Annotated in this window: 13 protein-coding genes; 4 read left to right on the plus strand and 9 right to left on the minus strand. The window is 38.5% G+C overall.

The window, feature by feature from the left end; all coding sequences use genetic code 11:
- Positions 1 to 1,707 carry a bifunctional alpha/beta hydrolase/class I SAM-dependent methyltransferase gene (locus A9970_RS19975; protein ID WP_182983464.1) on the plus strand — a complete coding sequence of 569 codons (1,707 nt, stop codon included), beginning with the start codon at positions 1 to 3 and terminating at the stop codon, positions 1,705 to 1,707.
- Between the two features lie 315 nt (positions 1,708 to 2,022).
- Here the strand turns inward: A9970_RS19975 and A9970_RS19980 are convergent, their stop codons facing one another.
- From A9970_RS19980 to A9970_RS20010, 7 genes are all read right to left on the minus strand, one after another.
- Complete coding sequence (locus A9970_RS19980) at positions 2,023 to 2,979, minus strand: Fic family protein (protein WP_182983465.1); 957 nt, start codon at positions 2,977 to 2,979, stop codon at positions 2,023 to 2,025.
- 155 nt (positions 2,980 to 3,134) lie between these two features.
- Positions 3,135 to 7,979: a DNA repair ATPase gene (locus tag A9970_RS19985; protein WP_182983466.1), complete on the minus strand. Its 4,845-nt coding sequence runs from the start codon at positions 7,977 to 7,979 to the stop codon at positions 3,135 to 3,137.
- Between the two features lie 102 nt (positions 7,980 to 8,081).
- The gene (locus tag A9970_RS19990; RefSeq protein ID WP_182983467.1) at positions 8,082 to 10,199 is read right to left on the minus strand and encodes a flotillin family protein; all 2,118 of its coding nucleotides are present in this window, start codon (positions 10,197 to 10,199) and stop codon (positions 8,082 to 8,084) included.
- 120 nt (positions 10,200 to 10,319) lie between these two features.
- Complete coding sequence (locus A9970_RS19995; RefSeq protein ID WP_182983468.1) at positions 10,320 to 11,045, minus strand: OB-fold-containig protein; 726 nt, start codon at positions 11,043 to 11,045, stop codon at positions 10,320 to 10,322.
- An 11-nt stretch (positions 11,046 to 11,056) separates the two neighbouring features.
- Entirely contained in the window at positions 11,057 to 11,251 is a 195-nt protein-coding gene (locus tag A9970_RS20000) for a DUF4177 domain-containing protein (RefSeq protein ID WP_088160062.1), read from the minus strand.
- Complete coding sequence (locus A9970_RS20005; protein ID WP_088160063.1) at positions 11,238 to 11,945, minus strand: PspA/IM30 family protein; 708 nt, start codon at positions 11,943 to 11,945, stop codon at positions 11,238 to 11,240. Before A9970_RS20005 ends, A9970_RS20000 begins: the two co-directional genes overlap by 14 nt.
- Positions 11,946 to 11,949: 4 nt before the next feature.
- Positions 11,950 to 12,339, minus strand: coding sequence for a YbjN domain-containing protein (locus tag A9970_RS20010; protein ID WP_046674974.1), 390 nt, complete (start codon positions 12,337 to 12,339; stop codon positions 11,950 to 11,952).
- 91 nt (positions 12,340 to 12,430) lie between these two features.
- On the opposite strand from A9970_RS20010, the gene A9970_RS20015 reads away from it, so the two are divergent.
- Both A9970_RS20015 and A9970_RS20020 read left to right on the plus strand, forming a co-directional pair.
- Positions 12,431 to 13,090 carry a helix-turn-helix domain-containing protein gene (locus tag A9970_RS20015; protein WP_182983469.1) on the plus strand — a complete coding sequence of 220 codons (660 nt, stop codon included), beginning with the start codon at positions 12,431 to 12,433 and terminating at the stop codon, positions 13,088 to 13,090.
- Positions 13,091 to 13,734: 644 nt separating this feature from the next.
- A complete protein-coding gene (locus A9970_RS20020; protein ID WP_182983470.1) occupies positions 13,735 to 14,142 on the plus strand; it encodes a hypothetical protein in 408 nt (135 codons plus the stop codon).
- 53 nt (positions 14,143 to 14,195) lie between these two features.
- On the opposite strand, the gene A9970_RS20025 is transcribed toward A9970_RS20020, so the two are convergent.
- On the minus strand, positions 14,196 to 14,591 hold the full coding sequence (locus tag A9970_RS20025) for a single-stranded DNA-binding protein (protein WP_182983471.1): 396 nt from the start codon (positions 14,589 to 14,591) through the stop codon (positions 14,196 to 14,198).
- A gap of 174 nt (positions 14,592 to 14,765) precedes the next feature.
- On the opposite strand from A9970_RS20025, the gene A9970_RS20030 reads away from it, so the two are divergent.
- Positions 14,766 to 15,131, plus strand: coding sequence for a hypothetical protein (locus A9970_RS20030; protein WP_182983472.1), 366 nt, complete (start codon positions 14,766 to 14,768; stop codon positions 15,129 to 15,131).
- Positions 15,132 to 15,162: 31 nt separating this feature from the next.
- Here the strand turns inward: A9970_RS20030 and A9970_RS20035 are convergent, their stop codons facing one another.
- Entirely contained in the window at positions 15,163 to 15,753 is a 591-nt protein-coding gene (locus tag A9970_RS20035) for a helix-turn-helix domain-containing protein (RefSeq protein WP_182983473.1), read from the minus strand.
- Between the last annotated feature and the right edge of the window lie 364 nt (positions 15,754 to 16,117).

The following is a 16,117-nucleotide window of genomic DNA, read 5'->3' on the forward strand; positions in this document are numbered from 1 at the left end:
ATGAAATCAGGTTACTTCAAGAGTTTTGATCAAGGGGAGTTATTATATCGCGTTTGGAATTATCAGGCCGGACAGCGGGCATTGATCGTACTGCACCGTGGGCATGAGCATTCGGAACGTCTGCAGGAGATGGCTACGGATCCACAGTTTGCCAATCATTCAATCTTTGCATTTGATTTGCGCGGACATGGTTATACGAAAGAGCCAGTTTCACCGATCTTTATGGATTATGTACGGGATCTAGATAGTTTCGTTCATTATATAGGCCGAGAATATTTGGTTGATTCGAAAGACATTTTCGTTATCGCCAATAGTATTGCAGGAGTTGTTGTCAGTGCCTGGGTACATGATTTTGCTCCTAAAGTCGCAGGTATTGCATTGTTGGCACCTGCATTTGAAATTAAATTATATGTGCCCTTGGCAAATCAGATGATTGCTTTGGGAACAAAGCTTAAAAAAGATCTGATTATACAGAGTTATGTCAAATCTAAAGTGTTGACTCACGATATCGATCAGCAGAAGGCTTACGATGCCGATCCTTTGATATCCAAATCTATCAATGGCGCTTTGTTGGTTGATCTATTAAAAGCTGGCGAGCGTATCGTTGAAGACGCTGCGGCGATTGATATTCCTGTGATTGTCCTTTCTGCTGAAAAAGATTATGTGGTCAAAAATTCGGTACAGAAAAAATTCTTTGTGACAATTGCTTCAAAGTTGAAGACCTTTATTACATTACGTAATTTCTACCATGGGATTCTATTTGAAACAAACCGGCAGAAAGTTTACCAGTATCTGCGAAACTTTATCGACAAGGCCTATGCCCGACAAAGTCCTGAGTTGACGCTTGAACCCGATGAGTTTTCGGTGAAAGAGTATGAACAATTATACCATAAGTTACTTCCTGCGGGTGAAAAATTGAATTATGCGGTCCAAAAATGGGCATTGGGTAAAATAGGTTCCTTAAGTAAAGGAATGAATTTAGGCCTGCAGTTTGGATTTGATTCTGGGATATCGCTGGACTACGTCTATCGCAATGAATCGCAGGGTAAAAATCGCTTTGGGCGTATCCTCGACCGTGGTTATCTGGAGGCCATCGGCTGGAAAGGAATTCGCATTCGAAAACAACACTTGTTACAGTTGCTGGAAGAGCATATAACAAAAGTTAAAGCTGCTGGAAAAACCGTTAAGATATTGGACATTGCGGGTGGGACCGGAAATTACTTATTTGATATTAAAGAAAAATATCCCGAGGCCGAAATCGTGATTAATGAATTCCTGTTGTCAAATATTGCGGTAGGAGAGAAGATTATCCGTAGAAACGGATTGCAGGGAATACGATTTACCAACTACGATTGTTTTGATCCAGCTACCTATTCCAAACTGGAATTCGAGCCTAACATTGTTATTATCTCAGGTATCTTTGAACTTTTTGGTGATAACGAAATGGCAAGTAGAGCTGTAAAAGGTGCAACTTCGATTTGTGAAGAAAGCAGTCATTTGGTTTATACTGGACAGCCATGGCATCCACAGTTAAAGATGATTGCTTACGTATTAAACAGTCATCAGAAAAAAGACTGGGTGATGCGCCGCCGTTCGCAGAAAGAATTAGACCGTCTGATGGCCTACAATGGAGTCGTTAAGGAACGTATGCTGATCGACGACTTTGGTATATTTACAGTCTCTTCGGGGGCTGTGAAGGGCGGATAATCGTAAAAGATTGAAAAGCTCATAGCCTAGTAATGTTTTCTTTAATCTTACTCTCAATATTTTTTAATCTTAAAACAAACTCAATAAAAAGTTCCCATTTCGGGAACTTTTTATTGAAATAGCTTTGATTTTGCTTATCTCAGGTTTTTTAAAATGGAGGTAAGTAAAATGGATATCCAGTTCTTATATTTTCTGATCTCCTGAACAATATGTTCCAAATTTCCATTGAAGTCCAGTAGCTGTCCGATCAGCAAGAAGAACTAAATGTATAGCCGAATGTTAAATATAGATTTGCTGTTTTCATTATATAGTAAATTACTTGAATTGATATTCTGTCAATCGCTGCTCTCCAAACTTCTTTAAAATATTTTGTTCAACAGCCCATTTTAGATCCCTGCTTGCAGTGGGAGCAGAAATATTCTTAAAATTTTGTAGATAGTCTTTTCGATGAAATTTATTTTGACCGATTTTCTCTTTAAACAGACTTATTCTGTCTTCTAAACGAAGTGTTTTATTTTGAGCTTGTAAAAGTTCTTCTAAAGCGGTCAGAATAATCCCAAGCATGAACTCAATAAATGGTGTTGAGCTACCCTCTTTGTCCGACTCTGAGAGCTTTGCGTAATACGCATCTTGTTTTTGTTTGATTAGGCTCTCAATGGGTAAAAACTCAAAAACAGGATATTGCTGCATTAAAATCAATGTTTGCCATAATCTCCCCATTCTGCCGTTGCCGTCGATAAACGGATGTATAAATTCAAATTCATAATGGAATACACAACTTTTGATGAGAATTAAATCTGCGTCTTTTTTTAGATAAGCAAAAAGATCTTTCATCAAACCTTTAACCACTGTCCCACTTGGGGCAATATGTTTTACTTTTGAACCTTTTACAATACCCACATTCGTAGTTCTTAATTTTCCTGCATTATCGATCAACCCATTCATCAGGACAGAATGAGCCTTTTCTAAATTTTTTAATTCATAAGGATTAAAATCATTTAATTTGTCATAAACTTTTATAGCATTTTGTACCTCTAAAATATCCTTTTTGGGTGCAATAATTCTTTTATTTTCTAATAATGCGGTAATTTGTTCCTCAGTTAACGTGTTACCTTCGATTTCTAAAGACGATTGAATCGTTTTTATACGGTTCTTTTTTCGTAGCTCCGTGGTGGGTTTATATAAATGAGCAGCATTAATTTCTCCTATTCTTTCTGAAATAGAACTAATTAATTTTAAAGTTTCACTTGTAATAATATACGGTGGTTTCATTATGATGATACTATCATTTGATACTATCAAAGGTAATCATTAATTAACCTAAAAATAGCTAATGCTTAAAAAATATTTGACAGTAGTCGTATCAGAAATACTGCTATTCCAGCTGAATAGACAGGTAAAGTCCACTGGAATAGCAATGTTAAATATTAGTTCTTATAAGCACGAATGGCCTGTATGATACCCTCTAGGTTTTCGTTAAAGTCCTGCATTTGTGCAAACACCTTATCATCTTTGGCCAAACCACCATGTTTATTGTTCTTGCGGAAGATTTGTTTGATGTGTTCCCAGCGCTCTTGTTCCACATTGTTTATCAATCCAGCGAGTTCTTTCAATTTTAGAAGATTACTTTCTGTATCGGCAGTAAGGGTTTGTGACTCGCTTTCATAATGTGCGAGGAGAACCTGATCAATCTCCTCATCGTTCATCATGGGCACGATCTGCGCAATGAGCTTGCTCATATTCCGGTAGGATCCTTGCATTTTGAACGGCGGTTCTGTTCGGTAATTGTCTTGCATGGCCGCACTTTGAATATAATTTTGATTGACCTTGATGACAACATTTCTGATCTTTAATACATGTTTTAATACCGTTATAAAATCATCGATATCTTGCTTCAGGTAATTGCCTTCTAAATCGGGAAGTTGGTCTACCACTGATTGCGCGTAGTTCACTAAAGCATAAAAATCGTTGAAGGATTTGCTTGCTATTTTTTCAAGGTAGCTGTTTTCAATTGCCGCATTTTCGATCAAGCTTAGATTGAATAGTGCTTCGGTATCACCGATCACATCCCCCAGATTGTAGACGTCGGCACGGTTGGCAAGCATATCTGGAATCTGAAATTTAGACCCGCTTTCTGTATAGGGGTTTCCAGCCATCACGATGCAGAACCTTTTCCCACGCAAATCATATGTTTTACTCTCGCCTTCGAAAATACCGTCGATCTTACGTTGCCCGTCTGCCAATGAAATAAATTTCTGTAAGAATTCCGGATTCAAATGTTGGATATCATCGAGGTAGAGCATCACATTGTCGGCCATTTCGAAGGCAAGATTAATCTTCTTAAGTTCCTCACGTTCACCAGAAGTTTTCGCCTCCACAGGATCAATTGAAGTAATGGAATGCCCAATTGTAGGTCCGTTGATTTTTACGAAATGTAAACCCATGGTTTTCGCGAGATATTCCATTAATGTTGTCTTTCCGTAACCTGGCGGAGAAATGAGGAGAAGCATACCCATTCTGGCGGTACGTTTATTGTCGCCAGCTGCTCCAAGTTGTTTAGCCAGGTTATTTCCGATCAATGGAAAGTAAACCTCGTTGATCAACTTATTTCGGACAAAAGATGTTAAGACTTTTGGTTCAAATTCTCCGATTTTCAGCTCCTTGGCGTATGTTTTTCCAAGCTGTTCCTTCAAAGAAGCGAATTCTTGAAAACGAGGGGCATTCAATTCGGCAAATGTCTTCAACCTACTCAGAAATTGATGGTATTGAATCTGTTCTTCTCCATTGTTCAAGATAGGATGATTTCCCTTTAATCCCTGGATGAGCGCATTGTCTTTGGCGATGATCAATTGGTATTCATCTTTTGGATAAAGAAGTGTGACTGCAGTTTCCTCAATGTACTTGTGGAAAGCCTGGTAGTCACTGTTCTCGTCGATAAAAGAATTTAGCCAATTTAAAGTCAAATAGAAACGGTCTACGAGACTAAATTGTGTATGCTGAATATCTGCTTCAAAGAGTTTGAAACTCTTTTTGTTTTCCAATAACCTGATGAAAGCCTTCTTCAGTTCATCCGATTGCTCACTGACGACAAACTTGCTGTAGCTTGTGAAAGTCTGGAAAAGATAGCTCGCGATCTCCTCTCCATTAATTGTCGAGCGATCCAAATGAGTGTCCCAATTGTTGAATAATTTTGTGAGTTCGTCAACGACAGATTGGTAGCGTGTGGAATTTGGAAATGCTTTTAATACGGCGTGTGTAGACTGGATCAACGCTTTCTGTTTTTCCTGTTGGTCTTGGGCCAGTGAATGCCAAAACAACTGCGCCATAGCACGCAAATGAGCATCGTAACGTAAAAGATCAAGCTTGCTGTCTAGCTGTTTGATGGTATCATAGATTACCAGGGCATCAAAATTATGCACTCCTTTGACATAACCTTCCGAATAACTTTGCTCGACAGTCTGATTGATAAACAGGTTGGCATCAAAATCTTGCTGTCCTTTGGAAGCAAGAAATGTTTTATAGGCGAGGTATTCAGCCCGGTATACGTCTTTGTTTTCGGAAATCAGTTCCTGATCCCAAATATCTCTAAAGTTTTCTATTTCGGAGCCTTTGACTTTTTGATAGAAGCTTGTTCCGGTAAGATGGAAGTATATTTCGTCATTTTTGCGCAAGAGCGTTAAACTAAGTGACTGACTATTGACGGCAAATTTATGCTTACCAAGCGCAATAATGTTCTCTCCATCTACAAAAAGATCATTCTTGTCACGTAAAATGCGCAATGTATCCTCTTGAGATTTTTTGAGTAGGTTTTCAAGATTTTCGGCTTTTGAAACATCACTGAGCGTTTGCAGTTCTTGCACAAGTTGTCTGATTTTGTCAATCATCAAATCTGAAGCAAAGAAACTTAGGATTTCCTCACGCGTTGCAAATGTCTTTGACTTGTTTTCGATATTCTTTAATACACGAAGGCCAATTTGTTCGAGTGAAGAGCTTCGTTTGTTGATCTGTTCAACGATTTGCTCTCTGCGGGAATTGAATGCTTTGATAACTTCATCGCGTTTATCTGCGATCTTCAGGGCGAAGTCCTCAAATTCTGAGAACTTACTTTCAAGTTCTTCCAGTTGAACAATGACCTTGGTATAATACTCGTCTACTTTTTCTGTTGTCGTAGAGAGTTCAAGGTAGTTGGTGACAGACTGCTCCAGTAGCGTAAGTTGGGCAGAAAATTCTGCAATGGCTTCCGTACTTTTTAATGAATTGAGTTTGCGTGTAAGCTGCGCCCGGACTTCATTCAGGGACGAGAAAATTACAGCTATCTTTTCAATTATTTTAGTCGTCTGGGTGGAATCGTCTATTTTTAAGCTGTTTAGTATGTCAATTAGGAGCTCGAGCTCACTGGATATTGCCGAATTCGTTTCCTCGATCGCTTTGGCATCATAAACTTTGATAATTGCAGCGACGTTGTTCTTCTGTTGTTCAACTTTTTGCTCATAGGACTGCAATGCCTCGTCGCGAAGCAAGAAGGCAATTGTCTTTTCGGCGAGTTCGGTGGTGATTGACTGTAGTTTATCGAGTAAAGCATCGATGCGGACTATATCGATATATTTGACATTTTTAAGGTCAATGATTTCGCCCTGTAAACGACGTGAATCTGCCAGTTGATGAACAAGTTGATCAAGCTTTTCGACTACTGTACTATTGATGGAAAAGGTAAGCTCTTCCATTTTCTTCTCGGCACTGCTATTGAGCTCTGTGGCGTATTTACGTTGAGCTTGGACCTTAACAAATTCGTCAATCGCCGTATTGGCGACCTCCTTGATCTGTGCCAGTGGCTGCCCAAGATTTGACAAGGCTTCATCCTTTATCCAAAAATAGGAGTCAAGCAGGACAGTCGATTTTTTGAGTATATCCTCGTAAAGACCTTCATAACTGTCTTCTTTGTTAATGAGCTGTATGACTTCTTGTGCCTCGGCCATGGCTTGTACGATCTGTTTATTACCAACCTTATAAAGCGGATCGTCTTTTTTTAGCTCATTTTCTTTGAGTATGGCCAAGTAAGGGGTTTCCCAGATCTGAACCTGATGATGCCTTGTTGCTTCAGCCTCTGTGTGAAAGTAAATTAAACTACCGTCTTTGAAAAGTGTGAAGCCATTGCAGATGATCGGAGTTTCGACATGCTGCTGAATGATATTATAAGACAGTAATATGTAGGTATTCGTCTCCTCCTGACAAAAGATATAGAGAAAGTCTTCGCCGTTTGGTGATGCTATGCGTCTAAGGAAGCTAACCTGGTCAAACTGGACGTCAAAGATTTTATGGGTACCATTCTGCAGGTAGTATCCGTTAGAAAAAATGATTCCTTGATTATCGGGAAGTAGAATGGCTGATTCATTAAGCGATTTAAGATTGACAACTTCTTTTGTCCGTTGGTTAAAGACAAATGCGCGGAAATCTTCTTGATAGGGTTTGATGCGAACGGCTATCAAATTGCCAAGGTCTGCATAATAGTAATCCGCATCGTCCAATTGTTGGTCGGTGTTTGAAACTTTTTCGGAGAAGATCCCTTTCCCCGTATCGGTATTATTTTCGATTTTGAAAGTAATATCGCCATTGATTGCTTCAATAAAGATTTTGTCCTTAATGGATATGTGTGGATGTTTCCCAAGACGACGATCTTCCAGTGTTGTTTTTGTCCAATCAAACTCAAACTGGTTAGGCAATTTGACCTCATGAATGCTGCGGTCGTCCTGATATTGAAGCGTTCCGTCTTTGATCAACCACTTGAAAGCTTTCAGGTCAGCAGGATTTTTGCTGGTCTGAAAGATCATGTAAAGATAGTTTTCCGTACGTCGAAACTTGGAAAAGATCGAGTCGCGATAGTATTTATATAGATTTTGATAATCACTAATGAAATTGTGATCATTGATCAGATCGAGTGATTGTGGTATAAACTGGTTGTTTTCAAATGCATATACACTAAAAACATCTTCGAGTTTAATTTCAGAGCGTAAGCCAAAATGGACATTATAGCCAAATATACATAGATTGTCGAGGGCTAAAATACCACGGGCAACACAGTTGTTTTCTGTGGTGATCCGTTGATTGGCCTTGAGTATAAAACTTGTCGCATTAAATACTTCCTTGCGGGCATCATTTAGCTGCAGGAGTTTGGAAGAAAGCTCTTCTTTTTGTGTAAGGAGTCGCTTTCGAATAATCTCATATGCACCTTGATCAAGGGAGTCGTTCTGGTTTATTACGTTTTCTTCTGGCATAAAATGAGCTTTATCGACTTTGTATATGTGGTGAAATCTTTTGTTTATTACCTGCAGTGATAAATAGCATTCATCTGCAGGCAATAATGGAGTAGGTATTAACTAAGACAGCTTTTTATTGGATATGCCTAAGTTTTTTGCTAATCCGAACAAAGAATTGATAAAACCGGTGTCTTCGCCATTTTCAGCGTCAGTCGCCGCTTGTTGAAGTTTTATCAATGCTGCTGAAACTGTGAGGTTCTTTATATCGTTTGTGGAAATTCCATATTTATCGGCTAATCCACGCACTTTCTCTGCAAGGTCTCCTTGTCCATCTGGACCTATCAGGGAATTTTTGATATCGGTCGCATGTTTGGAGTTGTTGATCAGATGGTCAAAACCTTTGGAATTGGAAACTTGACGGACGATATTCTCAAAGAACATCGTTTCACCGCCAACGATGTCGATTTTTGCCGTTTTAAGTGCTTCCGACAATACGCCAGCTTGTGCTTGAGCAATGTCTTTTTGGATATTGATGTGTGCGAGTTCAATATCACGTTCTTTTTGCAATTGCAATTTGAACTCTTCGTGATCTCTGCCTACACCATCTAATTTCTTCATCGCCTCTGCTTTCTCTTCGATACCTTTAGCTTCAGCAAGCGCTTTCTCACGCACAACTTCCGCTTGTGCTAAGCCCTCTTTACGCATCGCTTCCGCTTTCTTCTCGATCACATTAGCTTCAACGGTACCTTGTTTTTCTTCGGCTTCGGCTTTTGCAACCATCACTTCAGCTTCGGATAAGCCAAGCGCGGCTTCTTCTTTGGCTTGTGCTTCAGCAATAATTTTACGACTTTCGGCTTCCTTCAGTGATGCCTCTTTTTTCGCTTCAGCATCGATCAATAATTCCTGAGCACGCTTTTCGGCAATTTTACGAGCCGCCTCTGCGTCGATTACTTTTTTCTCCGCTTCCTGCTCTGCAGCAATTTTTGCAGCTTCGGCCGCCTTAACAGTGGATATTAATTTTTCTTCTGCTTCTTGTGACGCAGCGATAACACCAGCTTGTTTCTTTCGTTCTACTTCACGGAATACTTCGATGTCTTTGACGCCTTGTTGCTCTTCAATAACACCTTTCTCCAATTGTACGCGTTCCTTGATAACACCTTGGATACTTTTCTTTTCAGTCTCGATTGAGCGTTCTTTGTCGATTTGGGCCAAGGTAACAATGCGTTCACGTTCAGTTTGTTCCAAAGCACGGTCTTTCTCTACGCGTTCTGCTTCCACAGCATCCGTGCGCTGCTTGTTTTTCTCAGCAATGATGATCTGACGCAGCTTATTTTCTTCCTGTACTGCCAGCTGCTCTTCGGTAGAAATACGGACACTTTCATATTTTAAGCGCTCTTCTTCACGGACCTTTGCTATTTCTGCTTCTTCGCGGGCCTTGATGTTATCAATTTCACGTTTTTGCTTTTCTTCTTTTTCAGCAAGTTGACGATCAAGTTCCAAAATCGCTTCACGAGCTTCCACGTTTTGCTTTCTGATCAACTTCTCTTCGTCACGACGGATAAAATTGGCATTGATATTTTGCTTCGCCGTTAGCTCCGTTATTTTTTTAATGCCCTCACTGTCTAAGATATTGTTTGGATTGAGATGCTCAATATCTGTCTGCTCAAGATAGTCGATTGCACAGTCATCTAGAATATAACCGTTCAGGTCTGTTCCGATGATATCCAAAATTTCGTCGCGAAACTCCCGACGCGCTTCATACAATTCGATGAAATCAAATTTCTTACCGACTGTTTTTAAGGCCTCGGAGAATTTAGATTCAAAAATGCTTTTTAATGTTTCCGGCTCACTTGCACGGTCGCAACCTAAATTTTGGGCAACATTGATCACATCATCTACACTTTTATTGACGCGAACAAAGAAAGCAACTTTGATATCTGCACGAATATTGTCCTTGCAGATCAAACCCTCACCTTGCATACGGGCGATCTCAATTTTTTTGATAGAGATGTCCATGATCTCCATCTTGTGAAATACAGGTACAACATACATTCCTTTGTTGAATGCTACCTTTGTACCACCAACACCAGTCCGGACAATTGCTTTCCCTTGTGGAATTTTCTTATAGAATGCACTCAATACAACAAAGAATGCAAAAATTAAAAAGACAGCCAATCCGACAATTAAAAGTATAATTCCGTTTAAGCCACTTAAAAATAAAAGAGGTTGATATAGCATATGATTTGTATTTATTTAGATTTTAATATTTGGGTTTACGATTAGGATTTAAAAGAATAAATATCCGTTCTTTTAGGACAGTTGTTTAGGTGTCGATTCTTTTCTTTTATTCTTTTTTCATTAAATATTGTCTATCGTGATTTCTTTGGTCACATAATAATATTTCTTGTCCCTGGATTCGTCAACAATAATGACATCGTCTCCGTAGCCTATTTTCTCTCCATTGTGGCTGACAACATTGAGGCGAATAGGATCCTGTTGAATGATAAATTCGGCAGAACCTATTTTCTTGCCTTCAATACTGGCTCTCATTTTACCCATGCGACCAAGAAAATCGTGACTTTCTTCGCCATTGTAACCTATAGTTTTAAACATTTTAGCTAAGGGTTTGGTCAGAAAATGCATTAATATAAATGTAACAATGAAAACGGGGATTAGGATTAAAACAGACTTTATTCCCCATGAAGCAACGTCGATAAAGAGCGAAGAAATAATGGTAATTATCCAGCCAATAAATTTGAATAGTGTTACAATAAGCATGATGGGTACTTTGCCAACATTGATGTAATCCATTGCTTTTGCAAAGAAACCAGGTTCTGTATTAGCGTCCGTATCCGTATGATGATGGTGAGCATGGTCGCCCCCCTCGGTTGCGATATCATGTGATCCATCAACGTCCGTGACATCAGGTGTGGGATGGAGGTCTATATCTGCATCGGCATCAAAGAGATGTACTCCATCACCCATCAGAAACATAAATAACCAATACACTACAGACATGCCAGTTAAGACTGTCATAATTCCATTGGATAATGGATTGAATAAGATATTGATTAGTTCTGTCATCGTATTATTGTTTAAATTTTCTCCCTTTTGAATGTGTAATGGAACGACCAGGAACTGCCATTGACCTCAAGGTCCTGCATGGTTACCAGTTCCCAGCCTTGATTTCCAAGATCATTTAAGATTTCATCAATTTTTTCGGGATCCAACTTTGTTCCCCAGAAACCCTTAGGTTCAATTTTTAGCGTTTTATACTCAAATCTTTTCATCACTATTTAATTTTCTTTTTAGTTCTTCTAATTCGTTGTTGACAGCTTCAGACCCGCCGATGGTCTCGTTAATCTCATCAACTTTACTTTTATTACCTAGTGCAATCTCGCCATAGGCCTTCGCTAGTGCCTCGTCTTCCTCGACTTTCTCTTTCATACGTTCTAACATGGAAATCGTACTATTGGAATCGATATTAGCGAGCTGCCGATTGACCATTTTAGCTGCGTTAGAGACCTTTACACGTGCCTTTAATGTGGAGAGTTCACCTTCCCATTTCGATATATTGAATTTGAGAATGTCTACATTTTTGTGTAGCTCATCGGCTGAACTTTGATGAATCACGGCTTGTTTCTCCAATTCACTAGCTTCAATTAATAACTGTTTTTTCAGCAACAGCGCTTCCTTTGCCAGACCTTCGGCCTTTTCTGCCGTTAGCTCTCCCTTTTGTGCCTTTTGGAGTAATAGAATAGCTTTGTTCTCAAATTCATTGGCTTCTTCTTTTTTCTTTTCACAATTGTTTTGGGTACGTATGGCTAAGGCCTTCACTTTAGCATAGGCTTCCAACGATTGTTCCAGGTCCTCTTTCATCTCACGGATACCCTGTTCCGTCATTTTGATGGGGTCTTCCATTTTGTCCACGACTGCGTGGATCTCTGCTTGACCGATTCTGAAAATTCTCTTAAAAATATTCATTATTCTATAATTTTGAAAAACTTATTAACTGATTATAATATTCACTCATCAACAGACTCAGCGAATTGATGGCTGCATCAAATTCGTTCTGGTCGAGATTATGTATTTGTAACGTATACCGAAATATAACTTTGGTACCATCTTCCGTTAACGCAAATCCGCCGTGGATAATATCTCTATTTTTTATCAATAGTGATTTGAACATATCCATGGTGTCATTGCTGATTGTAAAAAGGTATTGCTCAAAAATCAGGATGGGTTGGGCAATGCCTACAATGAGGTTACGAATTCCGTCGTCTTCATTTTCGATGACAAAGATTCCTTCTTTTGTATCCTTATGGGTAATGGTGTAACCGATGTTGGCGATATAATTTTCAATTTTTGAGAAGTACATAATCAAGTTTTTTATATATTGCACATATTCTTTGCATAAAGGTAATAAAAATGCAAAAATATTTTGCAATAAAAATTCAATTTTTTTTAAAATGAGTAACGTAGGGAACAATATTAAGAAACTAAGAAAAGTGAAAGGAATGAGCCAACAGGCATTTGGGGATATTTTTAATCTTACTAGAGGTAATATTTCGTCTTACGAAGAAATGCGTGCGGAACCAAAAATTGAGATTGTTCTTAAGATTGCAAATTATTTTGGCATTCCTGTGCAGCATCTTATTGAAAAAAATCTATCTGTCAATGAAATTCTTAATTTCAATGATTATTTTGAGCCAAATGTTTCTATTATTGGACGTAAAAGATTGTTACAAATCCCGCTGCTGGAACGGGATGCTATTTTTGAAGCGAGTACTCATTTTTCGAAATTAGATGAGCTTCCAATAATAGAATTTCCTTTGCAAAGTAGGAACCGTCTCATCGCAATCGAATATGCTGATGCTATTCCGGTACCGAGCGATTTTTTGGCTAGCCCTCAATCCATTTTGTTTTTTGAAGAAGTTGATGTTCAGAGCTTACATACTTTGGATAAGGCCTTTGGTTTGTATTTTTCCGAGGAAGAGTTCTTTATTGGAAAATACAGTTTGCAGGAAAAGGAGATTAGTTTAGCCTTAAATGTCTGGAAAAAGGTTGATTTCACTTTGGGAGAGAAAGCATATTTCTGGAAATTGTATGCCAAGTTTGAGCGAATCTAATTGCGTGGAACTTTTTCCTGCTGTTTATTTGGTATTGCCGGTATCGAGTTTATTTACATATTGTTACCATATTCTAGGTTAATGGTGTCATTGTACTCTACTTACAGGGGGTTAACAAGGGGTTTGCAGGGATTTACCCCTGCTATACCCCTGTTAACCCCTTGTAATACCCCTACTAAAAGCGGCCTTGAAATTGATCTGATGCTGACTTTCAGGCAAGAAAAGAAGACTACTAAATCAGGTCTGCAAATGTGAATGCCCACAAAAAATTTTGTGAAGTCGGGCATTGTAATTAAATTAGTTCGATAATAAAGTAAAACTTTTGCGCTGTTGATTCGCGTCTTTGGTTCATGAGAGATTATTCTAAACTGTTATCTCACAATAAAAATGGAAATTTGTGCAGGATTCGATCCAAGATCAGGAGTCAACACCTGGATAGTAGGATAATGTATCATCAACAGCGAGTTGGTTTTTATTGGTAAGAATAAATCTCAAGGACGTTAATGTTATAAATCGGTAGTGTTATAAGTAAGATAAATAATGACGAGCGGGTCGATCCGCTAAAAGTAGTGTGATTTATTTAGTTTCAGTACAACATGCATAAACGGCTAAATTACCATGGATAAAAAACTAAATTTAAATAGATGAAGAAAGTAACCTTATTAGCATTAATTGCTGGATTTTTTGTTATTTCCTGTAATAATTCCACGACTAAAAAAGTCGAAGTAAAAGATACGACTGCCGCTATTGACATTAAAAAAGATACGGCCAAAACGCTGTTGGAAAATAGAGGCGGCGAAGTGCCAATACCTAAATTTAGTTCTGTTGAGACACAAAAATTGGCGGAGGATTACACAAAATATATCAAAGAATTTATCGCTGTTGCTAAAAGTGGCGATGTTGTTAAGCTCAAGGAGCTTGCGTCCAAGCGTCAGGAATGGGCGACCAAAGAAAATGAAGCTGTTTCTAAGTTTACACCGGAAGATGCCAAATTATGGAAGGCTTATGCTGAGAACCTAGGAAGAGCGTTGACAGCAAGCCTAACAAAATAAGTTGGGAACAATCGACGAGGTAGAGACTTGAAAAATCTACCTCGTCGATCATACTAGAAGGGGAGGTCATCTTCAGTTTCATCCGGAAGTGCTGGGCTGTCTTCTTTGGCACCGTTGGACTCCGATAAAACCATGAAATTATCTACTTTAATTTCTGTGACATATTGTTTTACCCCATCTGCGTTCTCATAGTTACGATAGGTGAGTTTGCCTTCAACCATGAGTTTGGTTCCACGTTGGCATTTCTTTTCAATGGTATTGTTTTGATTACCCCAAACCACGAGTGTATGCCATTGAACTTCTTCAACCCACTCGCCGGCTTTGTTCTTGAAAAGATCATTGGTGGCGAGACGTAATACGGAATAATTTGTACCGGTGGAAGTTGTTTTGATTAATGGGTCGTTTCCTAAATGCCCAACCAATTGTACTTTGTTGCGTAATGTGCTCATGTGTCTAATTTTTAAATGTTTTTAATAATTCTTATTTTAGTTGACGGTCATTGGCTATCGATGCCAAATGATCTTAAGCAAAGGTGGGGCGGGGAAAAGAATATAGTCGTCTATTTACCATTTGTATTCGACTATAGTCGATTGTAACCGTTTGTTGTCGTTTAATCTTCCGTTATGAGTTCTGTCGAGAAAGTCTGCCTTGAATGTGGCAAGGATATATATGGCCGTTCTGACAAGCGATTTTGTGATGATGCTTGCCGGAACGCCTATAACAATAAATTAAATAGCGACCAGACCAATATGGTGCGCAATGTGAATAATATCCTACGAAAAAACCGCCGTATTTTATTGGATGCGTTGAGTGGGGAGGGTATGATCAAGATACAACGGGAAAAGTTAAAGCGGTTGGGATTTGATTTTAAGTTTCATACACATACTTTTTCCAATAACAAAGGACAGACCTATAACTTTATTTATGAAACAGGCTATCTGTTGCTGGAGAATGATTGGATATTGATCGTTCAAAAGAAACCACTGTGATTTTGAACGCAACAGATTCATTAGTATTGGTTTAGTTTGCAGAACTGAGCTTGGCCTTCCTTATTGCGGTATAATTAAAAATAGTGAAGGTTAGAATCAATATGTAGTAGCATACTGGGATGAGTAAAAAATAGGCGCTATTAAAGATATCGCTTAAAAAAGGCGGTAGTGAAATCTTAAAAAAATCTGCAATAATAATATAGCCTATGAAACTTCCGAGAAAAAATAGTCCAACAGCATGTATTACAATTATTTTTTTTAGGTGTTTACTGTATAAGGCGTCTTTGTTTTGCTTTGTATAGCCCATAATTGCTGGGACCAATAATCCTAATAACGGATTGACCAAAAAGGTGAGCGATGCTAAATATAAAGCTTTAATACTTCCTGTTTGATTGTTGTCGATACTGATTTGATTTACATTTGGCATAATGAGTTGTTCTAAAGGTATTTCCAAGATTTGACTGATCTGTTTGAGACTAAATCCACTGATTTCTTCAGTGCCTTTTTCTATGCGTTGCACTGTTCTTAGCGATACACCCGCCTGATCGGCGAGTTCCTGCTGCGTTAGTCCCTTACGTTTTCTTGATAGTTTGATTAATTGATTAGCTGATTGACTTTCCATAGTCCAAAGATGGGGAAATAGTCGTTGAATTTCAGCGAAATTGATGCGACAATAATATGCCAATATCGTGCTGTAAGATATAACGGATTAATAATCAAAAGTTTTTGGGAATTTGGTAAATATTTTGAATCTTTGCAATTTAATAGAGTAATTAATAAAAACGGAAGAATATGTTTGTAATATCAGAAAATCCCGCTTCGTCCACAGAGAAGATTCTCGGGAATATTCTTCGGAATACGGCCCTTTCCTAATCTTCTTTCTTAATACGTTAAGTAACCTATGTTGATATTGGCTAAAACTTGGCTCTCTAAATGGTGGTCCACTGTTCCAATATGCTTAGCTTATTATGGAGTTTTAAAAATCC

This window comes from Sphingobacterium sp. UME9, from assembly GCF_014170215.1.
GTDB classification, from domain to species: domain Bacteria; phylum Bacteroidota; class Bacteroidia; order Sphingobacteriales; family Sphingobacteriaceae; genus Sphingobacterium; species Sphingobacterium paramultivorum.

Coding starts and splice junctions, on each gene's coding strand:
- A9970_RS19975 (WP_182983464.1), top strand. CDS start 1: ATGAAATCAGGTTACTTCAAGAGTTTTGATCAAGGGGAGTTATTATAT.
- A9970_RS19980 (WP_182983465.1), bottom strand. CDS start 2,979: ATGAAACCACCGTATATTATTACAAGTGAAACTTTAAAATTAATTAGT.
- A9970_RS19985 (WP_182983466.1), bottom strand. CDS start 7,979: ATGCCAGAAGAAAACGTAATAAACCAGAACGACTCCCTTGATCAAGGT.
- A9970_RS19990 (WP_182983467.1), bottom strand. CDS start 10,199: ATGCTATATCAACCTCTTTTATTTTTAAGTGGCTTAAACGGAATTATA.
- A9970_RS19995 (WP_182983468.1), bottom strand. CDS start 11,045: ATGACAGAACTAATCAATATCTTATTCAATCCATTATCCAATGGAATT.
- A9970_RS20000 (WP_088160062.1), bottom strand. CDS start 11,251: ATGAAAAGATTTGAGTATAAAACGCTAAAAATTGAACCTAAGGGTTTC.
- A9970_RS20005 (WP_088160063.1), bottom strand. CDS start 11,945: ATGAATATTTTTAAGAGAATTTTCAGAATCGGTCAAGCAGAGATCCAC.
- A9970_RS20010 (WP_046674974.1), bottom strand. CDS start 12,339: ATGTACTTCTCAAAAATTGAAAATTATATCGCCAACATCGGTTACACC.
- A9970_RS20015 (WP_182983469.1), top strand. CDS start 12,431: ATGAGTAACGTAGGGAACAATATTAAGAAACTAAGAAAAGTGAAAGGA.
- A9970_RS20020 (WP_182983470.1), top strand. CDS start 13,735: ATGAAGAAAGTAACCTTATTAGCATTAATTGCTGGATTTTTTGTTATT.
- A9970_RS20025 (WP_182983471.1), bottom strand. CDS start 14,591: ATGAGCACATTACGCAACAAAGTACAATTGGTTGGGCATTTAGGAAAC.
- A9970_RS20030 (WP_182983472.1), top strand. CDS start 14,766: ATGAGTTCTGTCGAGAAAGTCTGCCTTGAATGTGGCAAGGATATATAT.
- A9970_RS20035 (WP_182983473.1), bottom strand. CDS start 15,753: ATGGAAAGTCAATCAGCTAATCAATTAATCAAACTATCAAGAAAACGT.